This window comes from Streptomyces sp. LHD-70, from assembly GCF_031157275.1.
Taxonomy (GTDB): Bacteria; Actinomycetota; Actinomycetes; order Streptomycetales; family Streptomycetaceae; genus Streptomyces.
Genome location: NZ_JAVIFW010000003.1, coordinates 57,201 through 73,851, shown reverse-complemented (window position 1 = coordinate 73,851; position 16,651 = coordinate 57,201). Strand labels below are relative to the sequence as shown.

The 16,651-nt window shown below is 67.9% G+C and carries 18 protein-coding genes and 1 pseudogene; 9 read left to right on the top strand and 10 right to left on the bottom strand.

What is annotated here, in order from left to right; translation table 11 throughout:
• Window positions 1-107 precede the first annotated feature (107 nt).
• The gene (locus RCO28_RS39315; protein ID WP_374991119.1) at window positions 108-347 is read right to left on the bottom strand and encodes a hypothetical protein; all 240 of its coding nucleotides are present in this window, start codon (window positions 345-347) and stop codon (window positions 108-110) included.
• Between the two features lie 254 nt (window positions 348-601).
• Window positions 602-1,759 carry a helix-turn-helix domain-containing protein gene (locus RCO28_RS08465; RefSeq protein ID WP_308940372.1) on the bottom strand — a complete coding sequence of 386 codons (1,158 nt, stop codon included), beginning with the start codon at window positions 1,757-1,759 and terminating at the stop codon, window positions 602-604.
• Window positions 1,760-1,905: 146 nt separating this feature from the next.
• On the opposite strand from RCO28_RS08465, the gene RCO28_RS08460 reads away from it, so the two are divergent.
• From RCO28_RS08460 to RCO28_RS08450, 3 genes are read left to right on the top strand one after another with little or no spacing between them, the layout of a single operon-like run.
• Complete coding sequence (locus RCO28_RS08460) at window positions 1,906-3,231, top strand: MFS transporter (protein ID WP_308940371.1); 1,326 nt, start codon at window positions 1,906-1,908, stop codon at window positions 3,229-3,231.
• A 56-nt stretch (window positions 3,232-3,287) separates the two neighbouring features.
• A complete protein-coding gene (locus tag RCO28_RS08455; protein WP_308940370.1) occupies window positions 3,288-4,097 on the top strand; it encodes a class II aldolase/adducin family protein in 810 nt (269 codons plus the stop codon).
• Between the two features lie 48 nt (window positions 4,098-4,145).
• The gene (locus RCO28_RS08450; RefSeq protein WP_308940369.1) at window positions 4,146-5,432 is read left to right on the top strand and encodes a M20 family metallo-hydrolase; all 1,287 of its coding nucleotides are present in this window, start codon (window positions 4,146-4,148) and stop codon (window positions 5,430-5,432) included.
• 46 nt (window positions 5,433-5,478) lie between these two features.
• Here RCO28_RS08450 and RCO28_RS08445 read toward each other — a convergent pair whose 3' ends face one another.
• The 6 genes from RCO28_RS08445 to RCO28_RS08420 form a co-directional block, all read right to left on the bottom strand.
• Window positions 5,479-5,652, bottom strand: coding sequence for a hypothetical protein (locus RCO28_RS08445; protein ID WP_308940753.1), 174 nt, complete (start codon window positions 5,650-5,652; stop codon window positions 5,479-5,481).
• A complete protein-coding gene (locus RCO28_RS08440) occupies window positions 5,627-6,046 on the bottom strand; it encodes an NUDIX domain-containing protein (RefSeq protein WP_308940368.1) in 420 nt (139 codons plus the stop codon). The genes RCO28_RS08445 and RCO28_RS08440 overlap by 26 nt, the downstream gene beginning before the upstream one ends.
• Window positions 6,047-6,105: 59 nt before the next feature.
• Window positions 6,106-6,804: a GntR family transcriptional regulator gene (locus RCO28_RS08435; RefSeq protein ID WP_308940367.1), complete on the bottom strand. Its 699-nt coding sequence runs from the start codon at window positions 6,802-6,804 to the stop codon at window positions 6,106-6,108.
• 34 nt (window positions 6,805-6,838) lie between these two features.
• On the bottom strand, window positions 6,839-7,342 hold the full coding sequence (locus tag RCO28_RS08430; RefSeq protein ID WP_308940366.1) for a flavin reductase family protein: 504 nt from the start codon (window positions 7,340-7,342) through the stop codon (window positions 6,839-6,841).
• A 79-nt stretch (window positions 7,343-7,421) separates the two neighbouring features.
• Window positions 7,422-7,847 carry an ester cyclase gene (locus tag RCO28_RS08425; protein WP_308940365.1) on the bottom strand — a complete coding sequence of 142 codons (426 nt, stop codon included), beginning with the start codon at window positions 7,845-7,847 and terminating at the stop codon, window positions 7,422-7,424.
• Window positions 7,834-9,450, bottom strand: a complete 1,617-nt coding sequence (locus RCO28_RS08420) for a BCCT family transporter (protein ID WP_308940364.1) — start codon at window positions 9,448-9,450, stop codon at window positions 7,834-7,836. The genes RCO28_RS08425 and RCO28_RS08420 overlap by 14 nt, the downstream gene beginning before the upstream one ends.
• Before the next feature lie 245 nt (window positions 9,451-9,695).
• Between RCO28_RS08420 and RCO28_RS08415 the strand changes: the two genes are divergently transcribed.
• The 6 genes from RCO28_RS08415 to RCO28_RS08390 are packed head-to-tail and all read left to right on the top strand — an operon-like array spanning window position 9,696 to window position 14,402.
• Window positions 9,696-10,361: an amino acid synthesis family protein gene (locus RCO28_RS08415; RefSeq protein ID WP_308940363.1), complete on the top strand. Its 666-nt coding sequence runs from the start codon at window positions 9,696-9,698 to the stop codon at window positions 10,359-10,361.
• Complete coding sequence (locus tag RCO28_RS08410; protein ID WP_308940362.1) at window positions 10,358-10,909, top strand: amino acid synthesis family protein; 552 nt, start codon at window positions 10,358-10,360, stop codon at window positions 10,907-10,909. Before RCO28_RS08415 ends, RCO28_RS08410 begins: the two co-directional genes overlap by 4 nt.
• Window positions 10,910-10,915: 6 nt before the next feature.
• Entirely contained in the window at window positions 10,916-11,647 is a 732-nt protein-coding gene (locus RCO28_RS08405) for an alpha/beta fold hydrolase (protein WP_308940361.1), read from the top strand.
• The gene (locus RCO28_RS08400; protein ID WP_308940360.1) at window positions 11,640-13,127 is read left to right on the top strand and encodes an aldehyde dehydrogenase; all 1,488 of its coding nucleotides are present in this window, start codon (window positions 11,640-11,642) and stop codon (window positions 13,125-13,127) included. The genes RCO28_RS08405 and RCO28_RS08400 overlap by 8 nt, the downstream gene beginning before the upstream one ends.
• Before the next feature lies 1 nt (window position 13,128).
• The gene (locus RCO28_RS08395) at window positions 13,129-13,362 is read left to right on the top strand and encodes a tautomerase family protein (RefSeq protein ID WP_308940359.1); all 234 of its coding nucleotides are present in this window, start codon (window positions 13,129-13,131) and stop codon (window positions 13,360-13,362) included.
• Complete coding sequence (locus tag RCO28_RS08390; RefSeq protein ID WP_308940358.1) at window positions 13,359-14,402, top strand: LLM class flavin-dependent oxidoreductase; 1,044 nt, start codon at window positions 13,359-13,361, stop codon at window positions 14,400-14,402. The genes RCO28_RS08395 and RCO28_RS08390 overlap by 4 nt, the downstream gene beginning before the upstream one ends.
• A 154-nt stretch (window positions 14,403-14,556) precedes the next feature.
• Here the strand turns inward: RCO28_RS08390 and RCO28_RS08385 are convergent.
• Window positions 14,557-15,125 (bottom strand): annotated as a pseudogene (locus tag RCO28_RS08385) (IS5 family transposase); the annotation flags it as partial.
• A 1,043-nt stretch (window positions 15,126-16,168) separates the two neighbouring features.
• Entirely contained in the window at window positions 16,169-16,648 is a 480-nt protein-coding gene (locus RCO28_RS08380) for an NUDIX domain-containing protein (RefSeq protein ID WP_308940357.1), read from the bottom strand.
• Between the last annotated feature and the right edge of the window lie 3 nt (window positions 16,649-16,651).

Sequence of the window (16,651 nt, the reverse complement as noted above, 5' to 3'; positions counted from 1 at the left end):
GTGCGTGCGCAGACAGCTCGGCCCGGATCACCTTCCCCCGAGGCGGGTAGCGAATGCCCCAACGTTCGGCATAGTGCCCGACGAGGAACAGACCGCGCCCACCCTCGTCAGTGATGGCCGCGGATGGCATGGGTGATCAGCTCACTCAGTACGAGTTCAGCTGTGAACGCGATCCCGTCCAGCCCCCACGACTCGAGCTTGCGGATGCATTGAGAGCGGATCGGGCCGACAGTTGCCGGATCCGACGGCACCGACCACTCGGAAACCCTGTCCGCCGCCAGCCTCCGAGTTCGGGCGACCATCAAAGCGATGTCGTCGCTGGGGCGTGGCGGAAGCATCGTGCTCATGACGCTCTGCATTCTGATGAGCGAACGGAGACTTCGACCCGACGTGGGCCGGGTCGGCTCGTCGACACCAACTGCCCCGCCCCGATTACCGGAACGCCTACCGGACGGGCTCATAACCCCGTTCCAGCACCCTGGGTAGTCAGAGGCGCGGTGACCACCGCTGGCTCTGAATCGGCCGTCAGTTGAGTGCAGCGTGGGCTGCGCCTTGTTGGGCAGCCCTGCCCTGATTGCGGACTTTCCTCCGCACCGCCTCACTAAGCCAGAGCAACAAGTGCGATGGCCGCCTGCTCCGGGATCGTGACATCGAGGCCGGTGAGCTTCTGGAATCGCCCCAGGCGGTTCAACACCGTGTTGCGGTGGCAGTACAGCCTCTCGGCACTGCCGGTGAGACTTCCTGTTGCCAGGTAGGCACGGACCGTATCCACGATCACGCTCCGATCCGGTTCCGCCACCGCCTGAAGCCTGCTGAGCAGCTCGGTGGAGAAGCCGTGCTGCTCGTCGAGCTGGCTCTTGGTGACGCGGGTCCATGTCTGAGCAAGCGTGAACAGACCGGTGTCCTCGGGCCGGAGGGTCCGGCAGATCTCGTACGCCGTCGCAGCCGCCGCAGGGACGGCTCCCAGTCCCTCGACGTCAGGGACCAGGCCACCTTGCATGCCCCGCAACTGCCGCTGCTGCAGATCGTGTTCGGGGCCCGACGTGCCCGCCGGCCACACGAGGACGACTCTTCCCGGCTGGTTGAGCACGAAGAGGCGCTCTCCGAGCGCGCTGACCTGCGCCGCCGCTCGATGCGCGTCGTGGGAGGCAGCTGTCTCCGCCACGACCACACGGAACGTGTCATCGGCGTCGACGCCCAGGGCTCGGGCGATGTTCGGCACGTTCCGGGAAGCCTGGCCTCCGGGCGCCAGCAACTCCGCGAGATAGGTGATCTGCTCGTCGCGTGTGGCTGCGGCCATGAGAGCCCGTTCCTCGAGGTAGGACTGCTGGACGGCGCGGGCATAGTCGTCCACCACCCGCCACAGGCTCTCGGCGTGCAAGGCCAGCACTGCCATGTCGTCGGGGCGTACCTGCGCCAGCATCGCGGACCAGACGACGCTGAAGTCGAGCCGTACCGCCGCGACGAGATCTTCGCCCCGTACACCTTGGCGGGCGCGGAGTCGCCCGAGCTCATTGGGCAGATCGCTCAGCTTCGTCGTGGTCGAGTCAGTGGCGAGGGCGCGCAGGATCAACGCGAGGGAGTCGCGCGCCGATGCACGCAGATGCTCTTCAGGAACGAGCCCCGATTGGTAAACCCCGGCTTCATTCAGCCTGGCCAGGAATGACTCGGCCAGGGTGTCCACCTCCAGGGCGAGAGACCCGACCAGCTCCCGCCAGCGCGGCAGGGAGTCGCTCGTACGGGCTTCCAGGCTCTTCATCCGTGCCTCCCTGACGAAGCCTCGAGGGTGTGCGAGTGCACAAGCATCTTGCTGATATCAGAGGCGGACGGCAATGTTCCAGATGCCCGGCCCCGGGTCGAATGGATGTCAGCCAACATCCGGCCCGTCTTCCCCCGGAGTTCACCATGAGCGACACAGTCACGGCCGCCCACTCCGCCGATCCGGCATCCCCGGACCGCGCAGTCGCGCGCCGTGTGGCCGTCGCGGCCTTCGTCGGCACAGCCATGGAATGGTACGACTTCTTCCTCTTCACCACGGCCGCGGCAGTCGTGTTCAACGTGCAGTACTTCGTGTCGGACAACGCCCTCACCGCCACGATGGCATCGTTCGCCACCCTCGCCGTCGGATTCGTCGCCCGCCCGGTCGGCGCGCTCCTCTTCGGCTGGCTCGGTGACCGGGTCGGCCGCAAGCGGGTGCTGATGACGACGATCGTCGGCATCGGCGTGGCCACCGTGCTCATCGGTCTGCTGCCGTCCTACGCCACGATCGGTGTGGCCGCCCCCATCATGCTGGCCTCGCTCCGCTTCCTGCAGGGTCTCTGCGTCGGCGGCGAATGGGGCGGGGCGGTCACCATCGCCGCCGAAAACGCGCCTGCCGCTTCCCGTGCGGTCTACGCCAGCGTCCCCCAGCTCGGCTCCCCGGTCGGCACCGTCCTCTCCTCTGGTGCGTTCTTCCTCTGTTCGGTGCTGCTCACCAAGGAAAGCTTCGACGCCTGGGGATGGCGCATACCGTTCCTGCTGGCCCTGCCCATGCTCGCCATCTCGGTCGTGATCCGGCGCCAGCTCGAGGAGTCCCCGGCCTTCAAGGCTCTCCAGGAGGAGGACACGGTGGCCGAGGCGCCTCTGCGCCAGGTCTTCCGGCGTGACTGGCGTCAGTTGCTCATCGGTACGGCTGTGATGTTCATCGGCGCCGGCGGCTTCTACCTCGTGACCACCTTCGTCATCAGCTACGGCCAGCGAGTCCTGGGCCTCAGCTCCTCCCTGCTGCTGCTCGCCACCGTCATCGCTGCCGTCGTCGAAATCCCGGTCATCGTCTCGGGCGGGCGCCTCGGACAGCGTTACGGGTCCAGCCGCGTGGTGATCGGCGGAGCGTTGGCCACCATGCTGCTCGCCTTCCCCGTCTTCTGGGCGATCGGTACGGCGAATCCGATCGTCGTCGTCGTAGCGATCACTGTCGCGGTCGCCGCCGTCTCCTACCCCTACGCTGTCGCAGGAGCGGTCCTCACCAGCCTCTTTCCGGCACAGGTGCGCTACAGCGGAGTCGCCGTCTCCTCCAATTTCGCCGGTCTCCTGAGTGGCTGCGTTCCACTCGTCGCGACCGCCATTCTGACCAGGACGGGCGACACCCTGTGGCCCAGCGCGGCCATCCTCGTGCTGATCGGCGCCATAGCGCTCGTCGGTGGCGTGCTCACCCCCCGCTACAGCGTCCACGAGGCCGGCCTCAAGCACTGATCGCAGGCCCCCACTCTCAGCTGCCTCTCCATCAACGGCAGGGAAGGAGCCTGGTCATGACCATGGCCGCATCTCACGCGGGGATCAGCACCCCTGACCCCACGCTCACGACCCACGCAGACGAGTGGAATCTCCGAGTGGAACTCGCCGCGGTATACCGCCTCGTCGCCCACTTCCGGATGACAGACCTCATCTTCAGCCACATCTCGCTGCGGCTGCCCGGCGAGGAGCCCCGGTTCCTCATCAACCCCTACGGCCTGCTGTTCGAGGAAATCACCGCGTCGAACCTCGTCGTCGTCGGTATCGACGGCCAGTTGGTGTCCCCCAGCGGGCACCGAGTCAACCCCGCCGGCTTCGTGATCCACAGCGCGATTCACCAGGCCCGGCCGGATGCGCACAGCGTCCTGCACACCCATGCCCGCTACGGATGCGCAGTCGCGGCACAGAAGGACGGGCTGCTGCCCGTCAATCAGATGTCGATGGAGTTCTACGGCCGTCTCGCCTACCACGACTACGAAGGCGTGGCCCTCAACAACGAGGAGAAGGCCCGCCTCGTCTCAGACCTCGGCGACCACAACGCCATGATCCTGCGCAACCACGGCTTGCTCACCGTGGGCGAGAGCGCGAGCCGAGCCTTCCTGCGGATGCTCTACCTGGAGCGCGCCTGCGAGATCCAAATCGCCGCGCAATCGGCGGGGTTGGAGCTCAACCTGCCGTCGCACGACATCGCCGAGCACACGGCCCGCCAGCTCAACAACGAGCTCCCCAAGGGTGCCGACGACCACGACAACAGCGACAACTGGGACCTGGCCTGGGCCGCCTTGCAGCGCCTCGCCGACCGCATCGCCCCCGACCACCGTTCCTGACGAGCAGTACCCCGGCCCACAGCTAATACGGACACGAAGGACACGATCGTGAACAATCGCACGCACTCTGACAGCCCGGCCTTCACCCCGAACGAGCACGACACAGCCTTCTTGAACGACTTCGCCACGCTCTCGGCCTTCGGAGCCACTCCCGGCGGCGGGGTCGACCGCCAGGCCGCCACCACAGCCGACGGCGAGCAGCGCGCCTGGCTCCATGAGTGGCTCACCAGCCGCGGATTCGAGGTGCGTTACGACAACATCGGGAACCAGTTCGGTCTCTTCACCGTCGCTCCCGGAGCGCCGTACGTCCTGAGTGGCTCGCACCTCGACAGCCAGCCGCTCGGCGGCCGTTACGACGGCGCGTACGGCGTCCTCGCCTCAGCTCACGCCGCACACCGGGCCGTCCGCCATGCGGAGAACTCGGAGAGCAGCCCGCGCTACAACGTGGCCGTCGTCAACTGGTTCAACGAGGAAGGCTCACGGTTCAAGCCCAGCATGATGGGCAGCGCCGTCTTCACTGGGAAGCTTCCGGCCGATGTCGCACTCGCGACCACGGATCCCGCCGGCACGACGGTGCGGTCCGCGCTCCAAGAGATCGGGACCATCGGCGACTACGAGGGTCCCAGCGTGGCCTCGTACGCCGAGATCCACATCGAACAGGGTCGAGGCCTGGAGAACGAGGGGACCTCGATCGGACTCGTCGACTCCACCTGGGCGGCGCGGAAGTACCAGATCGTGGTGCGTGGCGAGCAGTCTCACACCGGATCAACGATCATGGCGGACCGGCGAGATGCTCTCGTGGGCGCGTCCCTCCTGGTCGTGGCCGCGCGCGAACTGGCCGAGCAGAGCACGGACATCCCGCTGCACACCTCGGTGAGCGAGATGACCATCCTGCCCAACTCCCCTGTGGTGGTGGCCCGTGAAGTCCGACTCCATGTGGATCTGCGCTCGCCCGACGAGGCCCTGCTCGACGAAGCGGCCAAGAAGCTGGCCGAATCCATCCCGGAGATCGAGGCGCGCGCCTCGGTCAGCATCGAACAGGTACAGACGCATGGCTGGGGCGTCGCGCCCTTCCCCGCCGCAGGGGTCGAGCTCGCCGCCCGGGTAGCCGATGAACTGGGGCTGAGCCACGAGAACGTCATGACCGTGGCTGGCCACGACTCGGTCAATATGAAGGACGTGGCGCCTTCGATCATGCTCTTCGTGCCGAGCGTCGAGGGCATCTCGCACAACGAGGGCGAGTACACCCACGACCGGGACGTTTGCGCCGGGACCGATCTGCTGACCGGGGTGCTCGAGCAGCTGATGTCCGGTGCACTGGACGACCCACGGTGACGAACTGGACGACGCTTAAGCAGGCATCGCGGGCGAGCTCCTCGTCCTAGAACACCTTCTTCCAGTCGTCGCGGACGATCGACTCCCGGCCGTAGTCCATGCGCGCACCGGCGTAGTGGACGTCGTCGCGCTCGAAGAGCAGGCCCGCGTAGGCGGCGGCCGGGTCGCCCCCAAACCGTCCCGGTCCTTTTCCATCAGGCAGCAATCGCTTCCAGGACATTGCGCAGCCACGGCACCTGACCGTCAAAGCGCGGAACGTCCTGGGGACGCACCCATCGGTACGCGTCGTGTTCCCAGTTCAACCGCAGTTTTCGGCGTGTGGTCCCGGCACGGAACGTGTGCACTCGCCAGCAGTGGCCGCGGGCATCAGGGAGCTCCAGGACCGGCCCAGGGCGGAAGTCGGTGAGTTCGGCGGCCGGGATCCCGGTCTCTTCGAAAAGCTCCAGCAGCGCTTGGGCGTGCGCGGAGTCACCGTTGTCGAGGTGACCGGTGATGCAGTGCCAGTGGCCGGCGTCGTGCCCGACGTCGCGGCTCCGCTTGAACAGGCCGATGCGCCCGCGCCAGGTGAGAACGACGGCCACGACGATGCCGGGTCGGGCCGTCTGCGCGACCATGGTCGGAGTCGAGGCGTACGACGCGGTCATGGGCGTCAGTTGCCGAGCAGCTGACTGGGTCATGGGGAGCCCCCCGGCGTCTGCCGACCGCTGGTGGGCAGGCCCGCCAGCAACGCGCGTCGGCTGGCGCGGACGTGCTCGCGCATGACCTGCTCGGCGCTGTCGCCGTCCTTCTCCAGGATCAGCTCGAGTACGCGATGGTGTTCGCGGTCCGACTGGAGGGCGCGGCCCGGCTGGCTGAGCGAGGTCTTCACGAGGCGTGAGTAGGCGAGTTGGTTCATGAGCATGCGGTAGTGCGCCTCCAACTTGGTGTTGTCGGCGCCGGAGATGAGCAGGTCGTGGAACTCCCGGACCAGCTCGGCGTACCGCTCCCGGTCGTCGCGGGCCACCGCTTCGTCGGCCTCGCGCAGGTTGCGTTCGAGGAGGTCGAGCTCCGGGACGCGGCCGCGTTGGGCGAGGAGGCGGACAGCGGCGCCTTCCAGGAGTTCCTTCATCTCGAAGAGTTCGGTGATCTCACGCCGGGACGGGGTGGTGACGAAGGTTCCGACGCGGGGCCGGATCTCGACGAGGCCCTCGGTCTGCAACTGCTTGAGGGCCTCGCGTACCGGTGTACGGCTGACTCCGAACTCGTCGGCGAGGGCGAGCTCCGAGAGGGGGGCGCCGGGCTCGATGCCACCCTCGATGATGCGCCGCCGCATCTCGGCTATCACCCGGCCCTGCGCCGAGCCGTTCTTCGCCGGGCTCTTTCCGCTGTTCACCGACTCCTCCTCCGTCTCGTGAGCGGCCCGCCGGTCATGCCAGGGGGGCGAGCGCGCCGCCGTCGTAGAACTTACCCGCGCTGTAGACCATCGCGGGGAGCTCGGACGCTGAGGCGTGCACGACCCTGCAGATGAAGACGGTGTGGGTGCTGGCCTGCAGCCGCTCGCGGATCTCGACCTCCATCCGCGCGCTGCTCCGGGCGATCAGCGGGCTACCGAACGGTCCGCTCTCCCAGTCCAGGTCCTTGAACTTGTCGTCGGACTTGCCCGCGAACGTGCCGACGACGTCGAGCTGGTCCGTCGACAGGATGTTGATCGCGAGGTGGCCGGCGCGGAACAGGCAGTCGTGGGTGGACGAGGTGCGCTGGACGCACACCATCACGGTCGCGGGGTCGAGCGAGATGCTGGAGAAGGCGTTGACCGCCAGCCCTCGCGGGGTGTCCCCGTCCATCGCGGTGACGACGGTGACTCCGGTGACGAACTGCCGGTTGACCTGCTTCATCACGTCGATGTCGGGCTTCGTGGCGAGTGCGGTCATGTGCGTGCTCCTTGTCGTTCCGGCCATGCCGTGTTGCTGTTTGTGCGGGGTGGGGGTGCCGTCGTCGTCCGACACGCGTTCAGTCCTGTCCTACGGGGATGATGCCGAGGGCCGAGAGCAGTGCCCGCGGATCCCACGTCACGTGTTCCTCGACGATCCGGTCGCCCTCGAAGCGGGCGAAGGTGGCACCGCTGACGTCGACGCGGCGGCGGGTGGCGGGGACGCCGAGGAAGGAGTGCAGGTGGGTGCCGCTGCTGTGCCAGCGGATGGCGGCGCGGTCGCCGTCCACGACGATCTCGTCGACGGTCGTGGTCAGGTCGGGGAACGCGGCCCGGGTGGAGACGATCGCGGCCTTGAAGGCTGTGAGGTCCTGCGGCTGCGGGTCCGATCCGTGCCGGAGGTAGCCGGGGCCGAGGAGCGTGTCGAGTGCGTCGGCGTCGCCCTCGCCCCAGGCCGCGTTCCACACCTTCTCGATGAGCAGGCGGCGGGCTTCAGCGTGCGACATGGGTCTTTTCCTTTCGGTCGGCGTCCAGTTCCTTCCAGAAGGACACCGCCAGGCCGGCGATGATCACGAGGAACGGCAGGGACGTCACAATGACGGTGTTCTGCAGGGCGTTCAGTCCGCCCGCGAGCATGAGGACGATGGCGGTGACGCCGGTGAGGACTCCCCAGAGGACGAGCACGGGGCGGCGCGGGGTGAGCGAGCCGTTCGAGGTCATCATCGACAGGACGTACGTGTTGGCGTCGGCGCCGGAGACGAAGAACATCACGACCAGGACGATCGCGATCACCGAGGTGACCGAGGCGAGCGGGAAGTGGTCGAGCGTGGCGAAGAAGGCTGAGTTGATGTCGGCGGCGGTCTGCTGGGCGATGTCGCCGTCCTCGAAGAGGTCGACGTGGATCGCCGTACCGCCGAAGACCGTGAACCAGGTGAAGAAGACGACGCTGGGGACGGCGAGGACGCCGACGATGAAGCCGCGGATGGTGCGGCCGCGCGAGATGCGGGCGAGGAAGACGCCGACGAAGGCGCCCCAGGAGACCCACCAGGCCATCATGAAGTAGGTCCACAGCTGCATCCATTCGAGCCCGCCGAAGGCGGTGCCCTGCAGGCTCATCCGGAAGAAGTCGGTGGCCCACTGGCCCACCGCCTCGCTGTACAGGTTCGCGAGGAACACGGTCGGGCCGACCACCAGCATGAACACGAAAAGGCCGACGGCGAGCAGTGAACTGCCCTGGCTGAGCAGCTTGATGCCCTTGCTGACGCCGGTCACAGCAGAGAGCGTGAAGAGCCCAGTGACGGCGGCGATGATGAGCACCTGGGTCACCGAGTTGACCGGGATCCCGAACAGTGTGCCCAGGCCGTTGTTGATCTGAAGTGCTCCCAGACCGAGCGAGGTCGTGGTGCCGAAGAGCGTCGCGAACACGGCGAGTACGTCGATGGCCTTGCCGACAGGCCCGTTGACGCGGTCGCCGAGCAGTGGCACGAACAACTGGCTGACCAGCGTGCGGCGTTGCTTGCGATGGGTCGAGTACGCGATGGCGAGCCCGAAGACCGCGAAGATCGCCCAGGCGTGCAGGCCCCAGTCGAAGTACGAGTACTGCAGGGCCCGCACCGCCGCCGACGGTGTGCCCGGCTCGGCGAGCCCGTGCGGCGGGGTGGAGAGGTGTGAGACCGGCTCGGCGACACCGTACGAGATGAGGCCGATGCCCATGACGGCGCTGAGGATCATGGCGATCCAGGCCGGCGTAGAGAACTCGGGGCGGTCGGCGTCCTTGCCGAGCCGGATGCTTCCGGCGGGGCTGAACGCGAGAAACACCAGGAACACCAGGATGGCGAGGGTGACCAGCAGATAGGTCCAGCCGAAGGTGCCCGTGACCCAGTTCAGGGAGGCGCTGGTGACCTTGTTCAGGTTGTCCGTGAAGAGCACGGCCCAGGCCACGAAGACGGCGGACAGGCCGAGTGAGGCCCAGAAAACGGAACCGATTTCACGACCATTCTCCGGACTGACGGTAGTGCTACAGGCGGGACCGTCGCCGGTGTCTGCATCCGTGCTCCCCGGCGGCTGCGCGGAGGACGTCTCCGCGTCTGCTCGAAGGTGACTTGCCATGAAACTCCTTGAGTCCGCGGGGCCAACAGGCCACGGCGTTGGCATGCAAGAAGCAGTAAGGCATGTCACAGATTGAGCGTCAAGAGGTCGAGCGGAATGAATTCCCAAGGCGCCCACATACAGGGTTAATGCCCAGGTCAAAGCCTTCCACTGGGGCAGTCTGTACCCATTTCTTACCCTTCCGGGAAATCCACTACAGGCACCCTCTTGACCGAGGCTTAGCCGGATGTCTAACGTCCTGTGGCATGCAAGAGCGCATCCAGGATCGTCTGCATCCGTCTGACCAATCCGATCCGTCCGTCGTCGCCGACGCGGGCATCGGTCTCCGCAAGCTCGTGCTCCACCAGGAGGTCGTCCTCACCGAGGCCGGCGAGGCGCCCGCGCGGCCGGCCCGGCGGGCCAGCGTCGCCGCCGTCATCCGGAATCCCTGGGTGGGCTCCGGACCGGGAGTCGACCTCACCGCGGAGCAGCTGCGCATCGCCCCGACGCTCGCGAGGTTCCTCACGGACCGTCTCGTCGGCGCACTGGGCGGCGTCGATGCTGTCGAGGCGTTCGGGAAGGCCGCCGTCGTCGGCACGGCGGGCGAGATCGAACACGCCGGTGCGCTGATCCACACCCCGTACTTCGGCAATCTCGTCCGCGAGTACCTGCAGGGCGAGTCGATCATCTGCTTCGCCGACAACCGGGCCGAAGCGGGCGAGACTCTGGTCGTCCCGCTCTGGCACAAGACCCACGCCGCGACCCGCAGCCACTACCAGACCATCGGCGCCCGGGTCCCCGACGCACCGCGCGCCGACGAACTCGTCGTCATCGCGGCCGCGTCCACCGGCCCGCGCCCGCACCCCCGCATCGGGGACCGCATGACCGACCCCGTCGTCACCACCGAAACCCTGGAGGTAGTTCCCTCATGAACGTGCGCAAGATCGTGACCTACGTCGAAGAGATCCGCAGCGAGGGCGGCCGCCCGGTCAGCCCACCCGCCCGGGTCGCCGTCGTCGCCGCGATCATCGAGAACCCGTGGGCCGGGCAGGGCTTCGTCGAAGACCTCAACCCCGGCATCGACGCCACCGCCTCCGACATCGGCGCGCTACTCGCCCCCGAGGTCCTCGACGCCCTGCAGGCACCCGCCGAGGCGTACGGCAAGGCCGCGATCGTCGGCCTGGACGGCGAGGTCGAACACGGCTCGGCGCTGATCCACACGCTGAAGTTCGGCGACCACTTCCGCAAGGCCGCGAACGCCACCACCCTGCTGCCCGCCGTGGAGAAGCGCGGACCGGCCGGCGTGGTCTTCGACATCCCGCTGAAGCACATCACCGACGCCACGATCCGCTCGCACCACCAGACCATCGAGGTCCGCATCCCCGACGCGCCGCACCCCGGCGAGATCGTCATCGCGCTCGCGGCCGCCGCCCAAGGCCGCCCGCAGCAGCGCCTGGCCCCGCTCTCCACCGAACAGTAGGCCCGTATGACCAAGCCGCCCCTGGTGCTGCTGCACGGCGTCGGGCTCGACCACACCATGTGGGAGCCCGCCGCCGCGCTCCTCGCCGACCGCTTCACCGTGATCACCCCCGACCTGCCGGGCCACGGCGCGCGCCCGCCTGTGCACGACGGGGTGACGCTCGCCGAGCTGGCCGACGGCGTCGCCGGCGAGATCCCGGTCGGCGCGCACCTGGTCGGGTTCTCGCTCGGCGCGCTCGTCGCACAACAACTGGCCCTGCACCACCCTGAGTTGGTGGCCACGCTCACGTCGGTCAGCTCGGTGTGCGCGCGGACGGCCGAGGAGCGCGCGTCCGTCCTCGACCGGCTGCGCGCCGCCGAGGCCGACTGCGCGGCGAGCACGGCCGCCTCCCTGCAGCGCTGGTACGCGGGCACGGACGTCGACGCCGACCGGATCGCCCGTACGGAAGCCACGCTGCTCGCCAACGACGTGGGGTCCTTCCTCGGCTGCTACCGCGTCTTCGCCACCGCGGACGCCGAACTCGCCCCGCACCTGGGCGACATCGCCGTACCCGCGCTTGCCGTGACCGGCGCGGACGACCCCGGCTCCACGCCCGAGATGACGCACCGGCTCGCCGCGGCGCTGCCGCACTGCCGCGCGGTCGTCGTCCCCGGAGCGCGGCACATGCTGCCCGTCCAACGCCCGCAGGCGTTCGTCGACTCCCTCACCACGTTCATCGGAGAGCGCGCACATGTCTGAACTCACCACGCTGCAGCACTTCATCGGCGGTACGTGGGTCGAGCCCGCGTCGGGCGAGTACTTCGAGAGCACCAACCCGGCCACCCGGCAGCCCCTCTACCGGGCGGCGCGCGGGAACGCCGCCGACGTCGACCGGGCCGTGGCCGCCGCCCGCCTCGCCTTCGAGGACCCGCGCTGGCGGAACCTCAGCCAGACCACGCGTGGGCATCTGCTGCGCCGGCTCGGTGACCTGATCACCGAGAACGCCGAGGAACTCGCGCGGATGGAGACCCGGGACAACGGCAAGCTGCTGCGCGAGATGCGCGGCCAACTCGCCACCCTGCCCGAGTACTTCCACTACTACGCCGGCCTCGCCGACAAGATCCACGGCGACTTCATCCCCACCTCCGACCGCCAGGTGCTCAACTACACGGCCCGCGAACCCCTCGGCGTCGTCGGCGCGATCACCCCGTGGAACTCTCCGCTGACGCTCACCAGCAGCAAGCTGGCCCCGGCGCTCTGCGCGGGCAACACTGTGGTGATCAAGCCCTCCGAGTACACCTCGGCAACCGTCCTCAAGCTCGCCGAACTCGCCCTGGAAGCAGGGTTCCCGCCGGGCGCCGTCAACGTCGTCACCGGGTTCGGCGCCGAGGCCGGACAGGCCCTGGTCGACCACCGCGACCTGGCGAAGATCTCCTTCACGGGCAGCACGGCCACCGGCTCCCGTATCGCCGCGGCGACCGCGAGCCGTTTCATCGGCTCCACGCTCGAACTCGGCGGCAAGTCCCCGAACATCGTCTTCGACGACGCGAACATCCCGAACGCGGCGATGGGCGTGGTCGCGGGCATCTTCGCCGCCGCGGGCCAGACCTGCATCGCGGGCAGCCGCGTCTTCGCACACCGGTCGGTCTACGACGAGCTGGTCGAGCGCGTCACGCAGCGCGCCAAGGCCATCCGGATCGGCGACCCGATGGACGAGCACACCGAACTCGGCCCGCTGGCCTTCGCCGAGCAGCGGGACAAGGTCGCCGGGTACGTCGACCTCGGTCGCGAGGAGGGCGCCCGCGTGCTGACCGGCGGCAACCCCACCGACGGCGGCCTCGGCGGCTGGTTCTACGAGCCCACCGTCCTCGTGGACGTCCACAACGACATGCGGGTCGTACGCGAGGAGATCTTCGGCCCCGTCCTGGCCGTGATGCCGTTCGACACCGAGGACGAGGTCGTCCGCCTGGCCAACGACACCGACTACGGGCTCGCCGCCGGGGTCTGGACGCAGAACCTCGCACGGGCGCACCGCATGGCGGCCTGCCTGGACGCCGGAACCGTATGGGTCAACACCTACCGGGCCATGTCCCCGATGTCCCCGCGCCAGGGCTTCAAGACCAGCGGCGTCGGCGTCGAGCACGGCACCGAGTCCATCAAGGAGTACACACGGCTCAAGAGCGTCTGGATCAACACGAGCGACGAGCCCGTGGCCGACCCGTTCACGATGCGGAGCTGACATGCCCCAGGTCGCCATCACCCTCGCCGAGGGCCGCACCCCGGCCCAGATCCGGGACCTGCTGCACGAGGTGCACACCGCAGTCCTGCGCACCACCGGCACCCGCCCCGAGCACATCCGGGTCGTCGTCCACGAAGTCCCCCGTACGCACTGGGCCACCGGTGACATCACGCTCACCGAGATGGACACCGAGCTGAACGGCCCGAGCACCCCCGCACACGAGGAGCAGTCATGAGGTTTTCGTTGTTCGTGCACATGGAGCGCTGGGACGAGGAGGTCAGCCACCGGCAGCTCTTCGAGAACCTCTCCGAGCTGGCCCTGATGGCCGAGGCCGGCGGGTTCGGCACCGTGTGGATCGGCGAGCACCACGCGATGGAGTACACGATCTCCCCGAGCCCGATGCCGCTGCTCGCGCACCTGGCCGCGAAGACGTCGACCATCCGGCTCGGCGCGGGCACCATCATCGCCCCGTTCTGGCACCCGGTCCGTGCCGCCGGCGAGTGCGCGCTCCTCGACGTCATCAGCAACGGCCGGATGGAGGTCGGACTCGCCCGCGGCGCCTACCAGTTCGAGTTCGACCGCCTCGCCGACGGCCTCTCAGCCCGTGACGGCGGCAAGCACCTGCGCGAACTCGTGCCCGCCGTACGGGCGTTGTGGCAGGGCGACTACGCCCACGACGGCGAGATCTGGAAGTTCCCGACCTCGACCAGCGTGCCCAAGCCGGTGCAGCAGCCCACGCCGCCCATGTGGATCGCCGCCCGCGACCCCGACTCGCACGACTTCGCGGTGGCCCAGGGCTGCAACGTCATGGTCACCCCGCTGATGAAGGGCGACGAGGAAGTCGCCGACCTCAAGGGCAAGTTCGACACCGCGGTGGCCAACCACCCCGAGGTGGCGCGACCCGACCTGATGGTCCTGCGCCACACCCACGTCCACTCCCCCGACGAGCCCGAGGGCTGGCGCCCGGCGGCGGAGGCGATCAACCGCTTCTACCGCACCTTCGACGCCTGGTTCGGCAACAAGAACGCCCCGGTCGACGGCTTCCTCCAGCCAAGCCCCGAGTCGAAGTTCGCGGACCGCCCCGAGTTCGCCCCGGAGGCCCTGCACAAGACCGCGATGATCGGCACCCCGGACGAGGTCGTCCAACGACTGCGCGCGTACGAGGAGATGGGCATCGACGAGTACAGCTTCTGGATCGACACCGGCCTGCCCCACGAGGAGAAGGTCAAGTCCCTGGAACTGTTCATCAAGGAGGTCATGCCGGCTTTCCAGTGACGACTGGCGGCGATGCGCGCGTAAGGGGTGGTTGAGCCTTCCGGAAGGCTCAACCACCCCTTACCTGCACCATCGGTCGACGTTGCTCCGCAGCCGCCCTCAGGCCGCGAATCCCCGACTGACGACCGCTGCGAGGAAGTCATTCCAGGAGACCCGTCCGGGGTCTGCCCGGGCCCGGCCTGTTGATGCGGATGCGGTTCAGGACGGCCTCGAACTGGGTGCAGTCGTTGACGCTCCCGCCGGTGAGGGTGAAGGCGAGGGGCCGGCCATGGCCGTCGCAGGCCAGATGGATCTTTGTGTTCAGCCCGCCTCTGGACCGGCCGATCGCCTCACCCGGCCAGTTCCCCCCTTTCGGGCCCGGCCTCGTGCTGGTGGGCCCGCACCGTGGTCGAGTCGACGCAGACGATCGCCCAGTCCACGGCCCCGACCGCATCAGAGTACTGCTGGACGTGAGCCAGCAGACCGTCCCAGCGCCCGTCGGCCGACCACAGCCGGAAGCGCTCGTAGACCGTCTTCCACCGCCCGAAGCACTCGGCCAGGTCCCGCCATGCCACCCCCGTGAACAGCTTCCACAGAATCCCGTTGACCACCTGGCACCGGTCCCGCACCGGCCTGCCCATCCGCCCCGGCGCCAGCAACGGCTCGATCAACACCCCAAACCTCATCCGTCAGTTCATGTCGACACGCCACGAACGGAGTAACGAGCGATCCACTGTGGGACACGGCCTGGGGCCAAACCGACAGAGCCGCCGCCCCAAGGCCTGGATCACTTAACATCCGGACCCTCCCGGGGGCAGCTGTCCATCCGTTTCCTTGGGGAGTTCCTGGGGAGATCGGCCCTAGTGGGGGAGGCTGTGGGGAGTTCCGGCCGCATAAATGCGAACGACTGTGAAAGCTCCAGAAAGGCACGTCGCTGCAGGTCAGGCGCCCGACTGCGGTCAGAACCGCAGCTCAGGGCGCCCGACCAGCGAACTTCATGACGTACGTCCCGAGGCAGTCAGCCTCTACGACTTCAGGAGTCTATCGGACCGGAACGGCTCCGATCCGGGCCCACGATTTCGCAAATAAGACCTCCATGCCCTCGGAGCCAGGTCTGTGTCACCCAAACACGTTTGGCTTGGCCGGACTTATCGAATACAACATCACCCAGTCGCCGAAGCGCGAAAATGCCTACATCGATCCTGCTGCGGGCGAGGTGTCGGTCCATCACTATGCCGATGAGTGGCTGGCCCCGCTTCGGACGTGGAAGCGCTGTACGCCCGGTGGCGCCGGGATGGGGCGGCCTCCAACACCATCGAGGCTCGACGCATACCGCTCTCCGGCCTGTTCTCGCACGCTGTGCAGCCTAAGCGCATCCCCAACAATCCTGTGCAGGAGGCCAAGAAGCCGGACAATCCCACCTTGCCCGTGGACGAGCGATCACTTCCGAGTGAAGCTGAAGTAGCCGCACTCGCTCAGGAAATCGGTCCACGACTTGAGCCTGCCGTCTGGCTCATGGCGGGCGCCGGTCTGCGAATCGGGGGATCCTTGGGAGTCTTGCCTGGCGATTTCCTGAAGGGGACTCTGCGCACTCGCCGACAGATTACCCGCGTCAAAGACGGATCCGGAAAGTACGTCGCCCTCCATTCTCCCCTCAAGCACCGCCTAGCGGGCGAGTGGCGCGACATTCCGGTTCCCAGGTTCCTCGAAGACCTGAAGGAACGCCTTCCCATTCCCGCGCAATTCGTCGACTCGACCTCCCGCACCGACGGTGCCCCAAGACCGCTTCACACCGACGCATTACCTTCAAACCAAGTCGGCCCATTCTCCATGGCCTGCTTGATTCGATGAATGCCGAACTCCTCCAGGGGTGGCAGAGCGTCGGGCTCGAACCAGCCCACCTCAAGCGACTCATCGTCGTTGACATAGCACTCAGTAGTCAGCGCCCGGCAGCGCAGTGTGATGTCCATGAACTGGCAGATGTCGCCGTTCGGGTACTGGATCGGCTCCCGCGCCTGCACCAGCACGATGCGCTCGACCTCGCAGCGCACGGCGGTCTCCTCGTACACCTCGCGGACCGCGCACTCGGCGGGCTGCTCGCCGGGCTCGGGGATGCCGCCGATGACCGCCCAGTTGCCGGTGTCGGAGCGGCGTCCGAGCAGCACTCTGCCCTCGTCGTCGAAGACGATCGCGGTGACGCCCGGCAAGAAGAGGAGCTGGTGCCCCGCCGAGGCGCGGATCTCACGAAGGAACTCAGGAATCGCCATGCC